Genomic DNA, 13215 nt, shown 5'->3' with positions numbered 1-13215 from the left:
CCATGGCAAAACCCCGGATACTCGTGACCCGCCGCTGGCCGCGCGCGGTCGAGGCTCAGCTCGCCGATCTGTTCGATGCCGATCTGAACAGTTCGGACAGGCCGCTCGATCAGATCAGCCTGCGGCAGGCGATCCAGCACTATGACGCTGTCCTGCCGACCGTCACCGACCGGATCGGCGCGGCCACTCTGGAACTTGCGCGGCCGCAGGCCAAGATCCTCGCCAATTACGGCGTCGGCTACAGCCATATCGACATGGCGAGCGCCGGTCAGCACGGGATCGTGGTGACGAACACGCCCGACGTGCTCAGCGAATGCACCGCCGATCTGGCGATGACGCTGCTGCTGATGACCGCCCGCCGCACCGGCGAAGGCGAACGCGAGTTGCGCGCCGGTCGCTGGGGGGGCTGGCGACCGACGCATCTGGTGGGGACCAAGGTGTCGGGCAAGACCCTCGGGATCATCGGCTACGGCCGGATCGGCCAGCAGATGGCGCGTCGTGCACACCACGGCTTCGGCATGACCATCCTGTGCTACAACCGCAGCAAGGTTACGCCCGATGTGCTGGCTGAATGTGGCGCGACGCAGATAGGCAGCATCGACGATCTGCTGCCGCAATGCGACTTCGTGTCCCTGCATTGTCCCGGCGGGCGCGAGAACCGGCATCTGATCGACGCGCGGCGGCTGGACCTGATGCGGCCGGGCGCCTTCCTGATCAACACCGCACGGGGCGAGGTCGTGGACGAAGCCGCGCTGGCCCGCGCGCTGTGGTTCGAGACAATCGGCGGCGCTGGTCTCGACGTATTCGATGGCGAGCCGGAAATTCATCCGGCGCTGGCGGGCTGCGAGAATCTGGTCATGTTGCCGCATCTGGGCAGCGCCACGGCCGAGGCACGCGAGGCGATGGGCTTTCGCGTGCTACAGAACCTGCGCGACTTCTTCGAGGGCCGCGAACCGCGCGATCGGGTCAACTGATGGGACAGACCGGTTCACGGATGGAAAGGTCCCGACGCGACCCAGGCCCACCAGCCTATGCCGACGGCTTGCGGGCCGACTTCAGGGAGCTGTGGCGACGCGTCATCGCACGGCGCGCACCCTCGATCCTTCCCTACGTTTCGGGAGACGCCGCCGGTCAGCCCACCGGCGCCGCTGTCATCCCCTTTCTTCAGGCTTTGAACATGTGGTTTCAGCTTTTGCGCATCGCGGACGAGAACGCCGAAATGCGCGCGCGACGAGAGTCGGAGACGCGCGAGGGTCCGGCAGCCATCGATGGCAGCTTCGCCCGCGTTCTCGCTGGGCAGAGGACGAAACCATCCGAGGCCGTCGACCGGCTCGCGCGCGACCTGATGGTCGCGCCGACCCTGACCGCGCATCCGACCGAGGCCAAGCGCGTCACCGTGCTTGAGATCCACCGTCGCATCTATCGCGGTGCCGTCGCGCTGGAGACGGGCCGCTGGACACCTCGGGAACGCGCCGACTTGCGCGACGCGATCAAGGCAGAGATCGATCTGCTGTGGCTGACCGGCGAGTTGCGGATGAAGCGCCCCTCGGTCGAGGATGAGATCAACTGGGGTCTGCAGATCTTTCGCGACAGTCTTTTCGACGCCGTTCCGAATGTCATCGCTCAGTTCCAGAGGGCGTCCCGCGACGACGACGAAGACACGGGAACCAGTTTCCTGAGGTTCCATTCCTGGATCGGTGGCGACCGCGACGGCAATCCGAACGTGACGGTGACTACGACCCGGACTGCGCTGCAGCGTGCCCGGACCACGATCCTGGAACGCTATCTGTCGAAGCTTATGGTGGCCGCGCAGCAGTTGAGCATCAGCGATGCCATCTCGGCCATGCCGCAGGAAGCACAGAACCTGCTGCGCAAGGTGATCGATGCGGCGCGCGCGATCGACCGGCCTTCGCGCCGCAATGAGGGCGAATTGTTCCGCCAGGCGCTGAGCGCAATTCAGCATCGCATTGAAGCGACGCTGGAGGATTTCGGACCTGCCTACGCCCATGTGGGCGAGTTCATCGTTGATCTTCGGCAGGTGGAGACCGCTCTCTCGCTGATCGACGCGAAGGCGTTGGCAAACCGTGTTGTTCGTCCGATCCGCTGGCAGGCCGAGACGTTCGGCTTTCGCACGGTGACGCTGGATGTCCGCCAGAATTCGAAGGTCACGACTGACGTCTTGGCTGAAATCTGGGCGATGGACGGCTTCGCGGCCGACTGCGGGTCGCCGGATTGGTCGAATAGGCTTCGCCGCGATCTGGCGCAGCCGACGTTGCAGCCCGTCGATCCATCGAAGCTGTCCGACAGGGGACGCGAGCTTTTGTCGCTGCTGTCGCTGATCCATGATACGAAAATCGGCGCCGATCCGCAGGCGATCGGGCCCTTTATCCTGTCGATGACTCGGTCATGCGAAGATCTGCTTGGCGTCTTCCTGCTGGCACGCCACGCAGGCTTCGGCGCCGAGCGGCTGGATCTGCAGGTCGTCCCGCTGTTCGAGACGATCGACGACCTGCGCGCCGCTCCGCAGATCTTGGACGACTTGCTGCATGTGCCACTGGCCCGCCGCAGCCTTGCCGGACTGGACCGTCGGATCGAGATCATGCTGGGCTATTCGGACAGCAACAAGGACGGCGGCTTCGTCTGCTCGACCTGGGAACTGGAAAAGGCGCAGCGCAGCATCACCCGCACGCTGGCCAAGCACGACCTGCTGCCGGTCTTCTTCCATGGTCGCGGCGGCTCTGTCAGCCGAGGCGGCGCGCCGACGGAACGCGCCATCGCCGCGCAGCCGCCCGGCACCGTCAACGGCCGCCTGCGGATGACCGAGCAGGGCGAGGTCATTACCGCGAAATTCGCCAACCGCGGAAACGCGCAGTATCAGCTGGAGCTGCTCGCTTCATCGGTTCTGGCACATTCTCTGAACGCACGCCCCGAGCCGGTGCGGCCGGAATTCAACGATACGCTGGACGCCCTGTCGGCGATGTCGCAGACGGCCTACACCGGACTGCTCCACGCGCCGGGCTTCATCGACTATTTCCAGCAAGCCAGTCCGGTCGAGGAACTGGCGATGCTGAAAATCGGCTCGCGCCCCGCGCGGCGGTTCGGTGCGGCCAGCCTTGACGATCTGCGCGCGATCCCTTGGGTCTTTGCGTGGTCTCAGAACCGCCATCTTCTTACCGGCTGGTATGGCTTCGGCACCGCAATTGCCCAATTCCGCAAGTATCGCGGTCAGGCGGGCGACGATCTGCTGCGGCAGATGACGACGGATTCGGCGCTGTTCCGGCTGATCGTTGATGAGGTCGAAAAGACCTTGTTCCAGACCGACATGGCGATCGCCGCGCGTTACGCCGCGCTGGTCCCCGATCAGAAGCTGCGTGATCGCGTCTTCGGCATGATCCGGGATGAACACGATGCCAGCTGCGACGCGCTGCGGTTTCTGAACGATGGCGCGGTCATCGGTGCCCGCTTCCCGCAAACGGTTGCACATTTCGATCGTATCGGATGCGATCTGGAACGCGCCCACAATCTTCAGGTCGATCTGCTCGGCGCGGTTCGCAGCGGTCATGACCGCAGCCTCACGGTTCCGCTGATGCAGTCGATGAACTGCATTTCAGCCGCGCTTGGCTGGACCGGATGATCTTGAAAGAAAGGACTGACATGAACGACCAGCAACCGATCTCGAGCTTCTTCACCGGGGATCTCCGCTCAACCGATCCCGAGATCGCCGACGCGATCCGGCAGGAATTGGGCCGGCAGCGCGATGAAATCGAGCTGATCGCATCGGAAAACATCGTCAGTCGCGCCGTGATGGAGGCGCAGGGCTCTGTCCTGACCAACAAGTATGCCGAAGGCTATCCGGGTAAGCGCTATTACGGTGGGTGTCAGTATGTCGATATCGCCGAAGACTTGGCAATCGAGAGGGCGAAGGCCTTGTTCGGCTGCGACTTCGCAAACGTCCAGCCGAATTCCGGCAGCCAGGCCAACCAGGGCGTGTTCCTCGCACTGCTCAAGCCCGGCGACACGATCCTGGGGATGAGCCTTGATGCCGGCGGCCACCTGACCCACGGCGCTGCGCCGAACCTGTCGGGCAAGTGGTTCAACGCGGTACAATACGGGGTCCGGCGCGACGACAACCGCGTCGACTATGAACAGATCGAGGCGCTGGCCCGCGAGCACAGGCCAAGACTGATCATCGCGGGCGGCAGTGCGATTCCCCGGCATATCGACTTCGCACGGATGCGCGCCATCGCCGATGAGGTCGGGGCGTTGCTGATGGTGGACATGGCGCATTTCGCCGGGCTGGTCGCGGCGGGCGAACATCCCAGCCCCTTCCCCCACGCCCACGTCGCCACCACGACGACCCACAAAACCCTGCGCGGTCCCCGCGGCGGCATGGTCCTGACGAACGATCCCGAGATCGCGAAAAAGATCAACTCGGCGATCTTCCCCGGTCTGCAGGGCGGGCCGCTGATGCACGTGATTGCCGCCAAGGCCGTCGCCTTCGGCGAGGCGCTGCAGCCCGGCTTCAAGACCTATATCCGCCAAGTGATCGCCAATGCACAGGCTTTGGCCGACCAGTTGATGAAAGGCGGGCTCGCCACCGTGACGGGCGGGACCGACACCCATGTCCTGCTGGTCGATCTGCGCCCCAAGGGGGTGACGGGCAAGGCCGCAGAGGCCGCGCTTGGCCGCGCGCATATCACCTGCAACAAGAATGGCGTGCCCTTCGACCCTGAAAAGCCGACGATCACCAGTGGGATCCGACTTGGCAGCCCGGCCGGGACGACCCGGGGCTTCGCCGAGAGCGAGTTTCGCCAGATTGGCGACTGGATCCTGCAGGTTGTGGACGGGCTTGCCACGAACGGCGAAGACGGCAACGCCGAGATCGAGGGGCAAGTGAAGGTGCAGGTCGAAGCGCTGTGCCAGCGCTATCCCTTGTATCAGGGGCTCTAGCGCGACCATCACAGCCATTCAGCGGTGGACAGTCAGCCCCGATCCGGCCAACATGATGGCTGGTGTCAGGGTTCATCCCGTACGGGAACCGGCAGCGAGATACGGCGCTTGGACTGGCGCCACCAGCGGCGGGTAACGGTTGACTTGATGACGGCAGAAGCGGCGACACAATCAGCGGAGGCGCTGCGGGATCGCTTGAACGCGCGCCTCGCGGAAATCAGCGAAGGGTTCGGCACCGCATCGGACGGGCTGGGCGCGGCAATGTCCGGGGCGGTCATGTCCGGCGGCAAGCGGTTTCGCGGAACCCTGCTTCTGATGGCCGCCGAAGCTGGCGGCGGAGTCTGCCGGGCCAGCGTGGATTCGGCCGCGGCACTGGAGATCGTGCACAGCGCCTCGCTGGTCTTCGACGATCTGCCCTGCATGGACGACGCAGAGATGCGTCGCGGCGAACCGGCGACCCACGTCAAACACGGCGAGGCGCGGGCGGTTCTTGCCGGCATCGCGTTGATCACCGAGGCGATGCGGGTTTTGGCCGATGCCCGAGATGCGTCGCCCGAGACGAGATCGCGGCTGGTCTCGATCCTGTCGGCGGCGCTTGGACCGCAGGGATTGTGTGCCGGTCAGGACCTGGATCTGGCCGGTGGGAAAACGCCGGAACGGATCCGGCGTGAACAGGACCTAAAGACGGGCGTCCTGTTCATCGCCGGACTTGAAATGCTGGGCGCAATCAAGGGTCTGGACGACAAGGCCGTGCAAGCGATGATCGCTTTCGGGCGCCAGCTTGGTCGGGTTTTCCAGTCCTACGATGATCTGCTGGACCTGATCGGCGACCCGCACGCCATCGGCAAGGATATCGGCCGCGATACGCGACCGGACAATCCGGCGCGCGGGATGCTGGCCGTCGAAAGCCTGAGCGACGTGTCGGAAAGCTACAAACTGAACCGCGCCGAACTGGACGACATGCTGGCGGTCCCGCCGTTGGCAAGTCCCGATATCCAGGCGCTGCTGGCAGGGGTGCTGCCAAAATCGCTTCGCGGCAGCGCATGACACTCCTGACGCGTTGACGGCCAAGCGATAACTCGCCCCCGTCTAGCTGTATCAGGCCTTCTCGTCCGCACGCGGACGGTTCCACAAACCTTCGCGCGACACATTTTTCCCCGACGCTCGAGACAGAAAGGCGTCACCGCCCGAGCGCAAAACCATTCCGACCTTCGCCGCGCCAGAGGTGCGGATACGAGTGCGGTAGGCCTTGGGTCCGCCCCTTCGGATGCGGGTGCCGATCGCGTGATAGATGCGCGCGGCCGCCGCGATGGACCAGGCGCAGCGCAGCGGCAGGCCCGGAAGGCCAGCGCGGGCGCTGCCGTAATAAGGCTCGGCCGCGTCCAGAAGCCGAAGGATGACCTCGTAGACGGCGGGCGATGGGATTTCGCCCTCGATGCTCGCGTCCGCCGCGTTCAGCCAATCCTGCGGCAGGTAACAGCGCCCGATCGCGGCGTCGTCCATCACGTCGCGTGCGATGTTGGTCAGTTGAAAGGCAAGCCCCAGATCGCAGGCCCGGTCGAGAACCGCTGGATCGCGAACGCCCATCACACGTGCCATCATGACACCCACAACGCCTGCAACGTGATAGGAATATTCCAGCGTGTCCGAAAGCGTCCGATATTGGCGCGCGTTGACGTCCATCGCAAAACCTTCGATCAGGTCCAGCGGCCAGCGATCGGGGAACGCGTGTCGGCGTGCGACGGCGCGCAGCGCCTCGAAGGGCGGTGACATCGGCAAATCACCGTGCAGCGCCTCCAGCGTATCGGCGCGCAACTGGGACAGTCGCGCTTCTGCATCCGCGCCCGGGTCCGGCCGGCTGCCGAGATCCTGACCGTCGATCACGTCGTCAGCGTGCCGACACCAGGCGTAAAGCATCACCGTATCGTCGCGCATGCCAGCAGACATCAGCTTTGCGGCGGCCGCGAAGCTTTGCGACCCTTGGGCGATAGAAATTTCGCTGGCGGCGACCGTGTCCTTCACGCCGAGACGCCCGCATCCGACAGCATCACCTGTGCTGTGGCCTTCGCGCTGCCGACGACGCCCGGAATGCCCGCACCCGGATGGGTGCCCGCGCCGACAAGATAGAAGTTACGGATGAAACGGTCGCGGTTATGGGGACGGAACCAGGCGGATTGCGCCAGGATCGGCTCGACCGAGAACGCGCTGCCGTGATGGGCGGCAAGTTCGCTTTGGAAGTCCGACGGCGCAAAGATGCGCCTTGTGGTCAGGTTCGCCCGCAGGTTCGGGATCAGCCGCTCTTCCAGGCTTTGCAGGATGCGATCGGCATAGGCCGGGCCTTCCTTGGACCAGTCGATCTGGGCGCGGCCCAGATGGGGGACCGGGGCCAGCACGTAGTGCGTCGACATGCCCGGCGGAGCCATGTCAGGGTCCGTGACCGAGGGTGAATGAAGGTAGAGCGAGAAATCCTCTGCCAGCTTCGGGCCCTTGAAGATCTCGTTCACCAACTCCTTGTATCGCGGGCCGAAGAGGATGGTGTGGTGGGCAAGGCCCTGTGGCATCTCTTTCAAGCCGAAATGCACCACGAAAAGCGACATCGACCAGCGCTGACGGCCCAGCATGGCAGCCTTGGTGCGCCCGCGGCGTGTATGGCCCAGAAGGTCACGATAATTGTGCATGACGTCGCCATTGCTGGCGACCATGTCCGCGTCCAACTGCCGTCCATCCACCAGCCGGACGCCGGTCGCACGCCCACCCTCGGTCTGGACCTGCGCAACCTTTGCGTTCAACAGCAAGGTGCCGCCGAGCCGTTCAAACAGCTGGACCATCCCAGAAATGAGTTGGTTGGTGCCACCCCTGGCGAACCAGACCCCGCCACGCCGTTCCAACGCGTGGATCAGCGCGTAGATCGAGCTGGTCGAGAAGGGATTCCCGCCCACCAGCAGCGTGTGATAGGAAAAGGCCTGCCGCAGATACGGGTCCTTGATAAATTCGGACACTTTGGCGTGGACGGATTTGTAGGCCTGAAGCCGCATCAGGGCGGGGGCTGCGCGCATCATCTGACCCAGCTTCAGGAAGGGCACCGTGCCCAGCTTGACGTAGCCTTCCTGATAGACCTCTTCGGCGTAGTCCTTGAAACGGCGATAGCCCTCCAGATCGTCCGGGTTGAACCGGGCAATCTGCTCTTCCAGTTGCTGTCCGTCATTGACGTAGTCGAAGACACGTCCGCCGTCCCATATCAGCCGATAGAAGGGAGAAATGGGGATCAGTGTCACATCGCGCGCCATGTCCTGACCGGCGTCGGTCCAAAGCTCCTTCAGCGCATCCGGGTCGGTGATGACCGTAGGACCGGCATCGAAGACATGCCCCTCATGGTGCCAGACATAGGCGCGCCCGCCCGGCTTGTCGCGGGCCTCGACCAGCGTCGTCGCGATCCCTGCATTCTGCAGGCGGATCGCCAGCGCAAGCCCGCCGAATCCTGCGCCGATCACGATGGCTGATGTCATGTCTCACCTTTCAGGAGCGGCGCCTCGGGCAGGCAGGGCAGCGCGGCGCGGATCGGGATCGGGGGCTTGCCGGTGACGATCCGGGCGCGATCGGCCCAGGTCAGGCGACCGGCGTAGAACCGCTCGATCAGCGGCTCGGGCAAGCGGTAGAAGCGTTCCAGCAGTCGGTAACGCTCGGGTCCCGGGCAGCCGCGGAACAGCATCCGGTTCAGAAGGCGCAGAAAGCGGTCTTCGCGCGCGCGGCGCTGGGCGAAACTGCGCAGACGGGCCCGGATCGCTTCGGTGGTCATCGGCTGCGTATCGGCGATCAGGTCGGCGACTTGGACCGCGACGGGAAGGGAATAGCCCGTTACGGGATGGAACAGGCCTGCGCGCAGGCCGATCGGGACCGGGCCGTCGGCATGGTCGTTCCAGAAGCCCGCGGCATCCTGCGCCAGTGCGATCGGTAGAATGCCGCGTTCCCGCCGAACCTCTTGCCCGCGCCATCCACGAGATGCGGCATAGTCCATTGCCTCGGCCGCCAGTTCGTTGTCGGACAGGCCCGCACCGTCGCTGTAGCGCGTGTCTTCGATCAGCACGCGCGTCGGGGTGAAGGGCAGGACATAGATGAAGCGGTAGCCGTCCTGTTGTGGCACCGTCGCATCCATGATGACCGGCCGGGGTATGCCATGGGGGGCGTCGCACTCGATCTCGATTCCGACGAATTTCTGAAAGCCGGTGACCAGATGCGGCCCCGGCTGCGCGCCCCGTCCGTCGAGGATCGCGGGCGCGGTCAGTTCCGTCCCGTCTCGCAAAACGGCGCGATCCCTGCCTAGCGTCGCAATCTCGGACGACCAGAGCGTTTCGATCCCGGCCTTGTCTCTCAGCCGGGCCAGCCCTTCGCTGCCCATCGAGGAATAGCCGGCGCGAAGCCGACGTGCATGCGCGGGGAAGCGGACCTCTTGGTCCGGCCAGTTCCCGACCAGCGCAGGTCCAAGGCGCACGTGCCATTCTGGTGCGATATCGGGACCGTGAAAGGACCAGGTGTGGCTGTCCGAAGGGCCGGCGGCGCGGTCGAGGATCAGGATACGCGCCTTCGGCCGCACCGCGCGGACGGCCAGCGCGATCAGGCTGGAGGCGAGACCGCCGCCGCCCAGGATGATGTCCGCATTCATGCCGCATCCCCCGTTGCGGAGCGGTTCAACGAGCCCTCGATGATGTCCGCACCGCGCCGAACGCCGCCCAGCGCACGCAGTTCCGCGCGGTGGGCAGCGATCTTGTCACCGAAGTCGCGATCGGAAAGCAGCTCGCGCAGTGTGGCACGGATCATCCCGACGCCGCGCTGGCGGGGCGGAAGGGTCAGACCGACCCCGTGATGGGCGACACGGGCTGCGATGCCCGGCTGCTCGAAGGCCAGCGGCAAGGTCAGCATGGGCACACCGGCCGCGACGCAATCCAGCACTGTATTCATTCCGCCATGGGTGATGCAGACGGATGCGCGGTCCAGCAACGGAAGTTGCGGCCAGAGGTTGCGGACCAGCGGCCGACCAGGCAAGGCCGCAACCTCTGCGGACGACAGCGTGCCCGCATGAGCCAGCACCAGCGTCGCATCAAGCGGCGCTGCCGCTTCGCAGATCGCGTGCAAAAGGCGCCTGCGCCGCCCTGCCAGCGTCCCGAGCGAAGCGAAAATCAACGGCTTGTCGCCCAACGGCGGAAGCGTTTCCGTAACGTCGCCGTCGCGCAAGGGGCCAAGCGACACTGCGTTCGCAGGCCGGGGCTGCGGGAAGTCCAGCGAAGGGATCATCTGCCGCAATTCAGGCACCCCGTGGGTCCAGTCAGCCATGTCGGCGCGCAGCGGCAGACCGTGATCCCGACATCCCGCGGCCAGTGCGCGCTTCTGAAGCGCCATCAGTACCGAGGCGACCGCCCAACCCCCACGATTACGCTTCCGGCCCTTCACGGATGGATCGAAAGGCCACGGAAGGAACGGGGGCGGGACCTCGTCACTGGCCATGATCGGCAGGCCTGCGGTCAGCGTGATGCGCGGAATCCCGGACGCCTCAGCCGCGAGGGCGTAGCCCGGCTCTGCCTGATCGGTGATTGCAAGATCGGGATCGAGACTGGCCAGCGCCGAAGGAGCATGACGGATGACGCCACGCGTCGCCGCTGCCGTCGCCGTCAGCGTTCGGACAAGTCCGGCACCGCCGAGGCTCGGCTCCGTCCAGTCGAGCGAGGCGACGTTCAGCCCCTCTTCACTTGCCAACGGTGTCAGCGCACGACTGCCTAGCAGCGTTACATTGTGGCCACGCCGTACCAGTTCGCGTGCCAGCGGCGCATGAGCCCCAAGATGTCCGCGCATCGCGGGCAGGCAGAAGACGATGCGCGCCATGCGGGACGATCAGCCCTGCTTGTCCGGCTCGGCGGCTTCGCGGCGCAACGTGCCAGCATCGCGCAGCTGCTGCTTTAGCCGATCGGGCCGCGGGGCATAGATGAAACCAAAGCTGACGCAGCCCTCGCGCCCGTCGACCGCATGGTGCAGACGGTGCGCCTGATAGACGCGGCGCAGATAGCCTTTGCGCGGGATGTGACGAAACGGCCAGCGTTGATGGACCAGGCAATCATGCAAGAACAGGTAGATGAACCCGTAGCATGTCATCCCCACGGCGACCCACCACGGCCAGCCGTCTGAAAAGATGAACAGCGCCGCCGCGATCACCGAAAAGACGATCCCGTAAAGGTCGTTCTTCTCGAACCCGGACCCCTGGTGGTCCGGACGCTCATGGTGCGAGCGGTGCCAGCCCCAGCCGAGCGGTCCGTGCATGATCCAGCGATGCACCGAATAGGCCGTTAGCTCCATGAAGGCGACCGTGGCCAGGACAATCGCCAGCGGGATCAGCCAGTCGCTCATGTCTGCACCCGCGTTTCAGGCAGCCGCCACCAAGGCACGTTCGGGTGCAAGTGGTGTTCATGGTGATAGCCACCGAAATGGAAGCACGAGATCAGCGACAGCCGGTCGTTCAGCCTGGTCGAGCGCGCATTGTGCCGGTCTTCGAAACGTTCGCCCGGACGCGGCATGTGGGGCAGGTACGTGCCGAAGTAGAACAGCTGAATCGACGCGAGGATCGAGGGCACGGCCCAGAAGGCGACGTAGGGCCAGCGCGGCCCAAGAATCAGCGCATAAACGATCACTGCGCTGCCCAGCACGAAGAATTCGCGCCAACCGAAATAGGTTCGAACGAACTTGGCATACCAGCGGACAGCACTGCCGGGGCCGTAATCCGGATCCTCTTCGGTTCCCGCATGTCGGTGATGGGCCATGTGGTTAACGATCAGCCTGCGCCACGAGAAGCCGGCGTACAGAAACAGGACCACCTGGCCGATCGCCGCGTTCAGACGAGGTCGGCCCGGTGCGACCGCCCCGTGCATCGCATCATGCGCGATGATGAAAAGCCCGGTGGACAGCCAGGTCAGTCCAATCAGCGCAGCCAGTGCCAGCAAAGGATGAGCCGTCGCAGCGATAAACCACACCGCGGACACATGAAGCACCGCCCACGCGACCACCACCAGCGCGGCCAGCGCGATGCTGACCCGAGCCTCGTGGCGGCGATGATGGCTGTCGCGACAGAAGCGCGTCATGGCGTTCGATCCTCTTGACCCGCCGAGGGTAAACCTGCTGGACCGGCGTGGCTAGCCTGCAACTTATCGCGATCGCCCTGCAAGGCGGCCTGCCTCAGCGCGGCGAGATCAGCCGAACCGGTGCAGAACATCGCGATGCGAAGCTGCGTGATGACGTCGTCGAAATGCTGGACAAGCGCGTCGGCGCTAGTGCGTGCAGCAGCCAGGGCCCGCGCTGCCTGGCCGGCCAGATCCGCGCCAAGCCTGATGGCGCGGGCGACATCCAGCCCGTCCCGCACACCGCCCGAGGCGATCAAGCTGCGTCCCTGCGGCAAGGGTGCGATGGCTCTCAGCGCATCGGTCGTCGGAATGCCCCAATCATGGAAGGGTGCCGCGATGGCCTGCGTCCGCGCCGTCCCACGCTCTGCCTCGACCCGGGCCCAACTGGTTCCGCCAAGCCCCGCGACGTCGATGATCTGGACGCCTGCATCAAGAAGCTGACGGGTCACATCAGGCGCAAGCCCTGCGCCAACCTCCTTGGCACCGAGCGGAACCGGAAGGTCGCGGGCCAGCGCCTCGATCCGGTGCATAAGCCCTGCGAAATTGCGGTTCCCCTCAAGCTGAATCGCTTCTTGCAGCGGATTGAGATGCAGGATCAGGGCGTCAGCCTCAATCATGTCCACCGCGCGCTGGGCTTCTGGCAGACCGAAACCATAGTTCAACTGCACGGCACCGATATTGCCAAGGATGGGGATATCCCGCGCCCGCGCGCGCAAATCGGCACCCAATCCGCCTGTTGCGCCATCCTCCACCGCGATCCGCTGCGAACCGACGGACAGGGCGATGCCAAGTTCGGCGCAGGCTTCGGCGATGCAGGCGTTGATCCGCGCCGCTTCATCCGGCCCGCCCGTCATGGCCGAGATCAGCAGCGGCGCACCCATTTTGCGGCCAAGGAATCGACAGCTTGTGTCGATGTCGTCCATGTCCAGATCGGGCAGCGCCTTGTGGACGAAGTGGACATTGTCGAAACCGGTCGCGCGCCGGTCCTGCGTCCCGAGGCCCTCTGCCACGATCCGCAGATGATCCGATTTCCTGCCCGAGATGTCGGTCATGCTAGCTGTTGTCCCATGGGCCAGTTGCAGCGTTCTTGCGCAAGAAGCCTCTC

11 protein-coding genes are annotated in these 13215 nt (G+C 65.0%); 4 read left to right on the top strand and 7 right to left on the bottom strand.

Annotation, left to right across the window (positions count from 1 at the left end; translation table 11 throughout):
- Window positions 1-2 precede the first annotated feature (2 nt).
- From MLD63_RS02820 to MLD63_RS02805, 4 genes are all read left to right on the top strand, one after another.
- Window positions 3-974, top strand: a complete 972-nt coding sequence (locus MLD63_RS02820) for a 2-hydroxyacid dehydrogenase (protein ID WP_255328317.1) — start codon at window positions 3-5, stop codon at window positions 972-974.
- Between the two features lie 20 nt (window positions 975-994).
- The gene (locus MLD63_RS02815; protein WP_255328316.1) at window positions 995-3634 is read left to right on the top strand and encodes a phosphoenolpyruvate carboxylase; all 2640 of its coding nucleotides are present in this window, start codon (window positions 995-997) and stop codon (window positions 3632-3634) included.
- A gap of 20 nt (window positions 3635-3654) precedes the next feature.
- Window positions 3655-4950, top strand: a complete 1296-nt coding sequence (gene glyA / locus MLD63_RS02810; RefSeq protein WP_255328315.1) for a serine hydroxymethyltransferase — start codon at window positions 3655-3657, stop codon at window positions 4948-4950.
- 195 nt (window positions 4951-5145) lie between these two features.
- Complete coding sequence (locus MLD63_RS02805; RefSeq protein WP_255328314.1) at window positions 5146-5997, top strand: polyprenyl synthetase family protein; 852 nt, start codon at window positions 5146-5148, stop codon at window positions 5995-5997.
- A 51-nt stretch (window positions 5998-6048) separates the two neighbouring features.
- On the opposite strand, the gene MLD63_RS02800 is transcribed toward MLD63_RS02805, so the two are convergent.
- The 7 genes from MLD63_RS02800 to fni are packed head-to-tail and all read right to left on the bottom strand — an operon-like array spanning window position 6049 to window position 13162.
- Window positions 6049-6972 (bottom strand): phytoene/squalene synthase family protein, encoded by a 924-nt coding sequence (locus tag MLD63_RS02800; RefSeq protein WP_255328313.1) that lies wholly within the window; start codon window positions 6970-6972, stop codon window positions 6049-6051.
- The gene (locus tag MLD63_RS02795; RefSeq protein WP_255328312.1) at window positions 6969-8456 is read right to left on the bottom strand and encodes a phytoene desaturase; all 1488 of its coding nucleotides are present in this window, start codon (window positions 8454-8456) and stop codon (window positions 6969-6971) included. The genes MLD63_RS02800 and MLD63_RS02795 overlap by 4 nt, the downstream gene beginning before the upstream one ends.
- Window positions 8453-9610, bottom strand: a complete 1158-nt coding sequence (gene crtY / locus MLD63_RS02790) for a lycopene beta-cyclase CrtY (RefSeq protein ID WP_255328311.1) — start codon at window positions 9608-9610, stop codon at window positions 8453-8455. The genes MLD63_RS02795 and crtY overlap by 4 nt, the downstream gene beginning before the upstream one ends.
- The gene (locus tag MLD63_RS02785) at window positions 9607-10824 is read right to left on the bottom strand and encodes a glycosyltransferase (RefSeq protein ID WP_255328310.1); all 1218 of its coding nucleotides are present in this window, start codon (window positions 10822-10824) and stop codon (window positions 9607-9609) included. The genes crtY and MLD63_RS02785 overlap by 4 nt, the downstream gene beginning before the upstream one ends.
- 9 nt (window positions 10825-10833) lie before the next feature.
- Window positions 10834-11343, bottom strand: coding sequence for a sterol desaturase family protein (locus MLD63_RS02780; RefSeq protein WP_255328309.1), 510 nt, complete (start codon window positions 11341-11343; stop codon window positions 10834-10836).
- The gene (locus tag MLD63_RS02775) at window positions 11340-12071 is read right to left on the bottom strand and encodes a fatty acid desaturase (protein ID WP_255328308.1); all 732 of its coding nucleotides are present in this window, start codon (window positions 12069-12071) and stop codon (window positions 11340-11342) included. The genes MLD63_RS02780 and MLD63_RS02775 overlap by 4 nt, the downstream gene beginning before the upstream one ends.
- Window positions 12068-13162 carry a type 2 isopentenyl-diphosphate Delta-isomerase gene (gene fni, locus MLD63_RS02770; RefSeq protein WP_255328306.1) on the bottom strand — a complete coding sequence of 365 codons (1095 nt, stop codon included), beginning with the start codon at window positions 13160-13162 and terminating at the stop codon, window positions 12068-12070. The genes MLD63_RS02775 and fni overlap by 4 nt, the downstream gene beginning before the upstream one ends.
- Window positions 13163-13215 lie beyond the last annotated feature (53 nt).

The organism is Paracoccus albicereus (genome assembly GCF_024359525.1).
Classification (GTDB): Bacteria; Pseudomonadota; Alphaproteobacteria; order Rhodobacterales; family Rhodobacteraceae; genus Paracoccus; species Paracoccus albicereus.
This window is presented reverse-complemented; position numbering and strand designations above follow the sequence as displayed.

What these genes read in the sequence shown, in the direction of transcription:
- MLD63_RS02820 (WP_255328317.1), top strand. Translation starts at nt 3, where the DNA reads ATGGCAAAACCCCGGATACTCGTGACCCGCCGCTGGCCGCGCGCGGTC.
- MLD63_RS02815 (WP_255328316.1), top strand. Translation starts at nt 995, where the DNA reads ATGGAAAGGTCCCGACGCGACCCAGGCCCACCAGCCTATGCCGACGGC.
- glyA (WP_255328315.1), top strand. Translation starts at nt 3,655, where the DNA reads ATGAACGACCAGCAACCGATCTCGAGCTTCTTCACCGGGGATCTCCGC.
- MLD63_RS02795 (WP_255328312.1), bottom strand. Translation starts at nt 8,456, where the DNA reads ATGACATCAGCCATCGTGATCGGCGCAGGATTCGGCGGGCTTGCGCTG.
- crtY (WP_255328311.1), bottom strand. Translation starts at nt 9,610, where the DNA reads ATGAATGCGGACATCATCCTGGGCGGCGGCGGTCTCGCCTCCAGCCTG.
- MLD63_RS02785 (WP_255328310.1), bottom strand. Translation starts at nt 10,824, where the DNA reads ATGGCGCGCATCGTCTTCTGCCTGCCCGCGATGCGCGGACATCTTGGG.
- MLD63_RS02780 (WP_255328309.1), bottom strand. Translation starts at nt 11,343, where the DNA reads ATGAGCGACTGGCTGATCCCGCTGGCGATTGTCCTGGCCACGGTCGCC.
- MLD63_RS02775 (WP_255328308.1), bottom strand. Translation starts at nt 12,071, where the DNA reads ATGACGCGCTTCTGTCGCGACAGCCATCATCGCCGCCACGAGGCTCGG.
- fni (WP_255328306.1), bottom strand. Translation starts at nt 13,162, where the DNA reads ATGACCGACATCTCGGGCAGGAAATCGGATCATCTGCGGATCGTGGCA.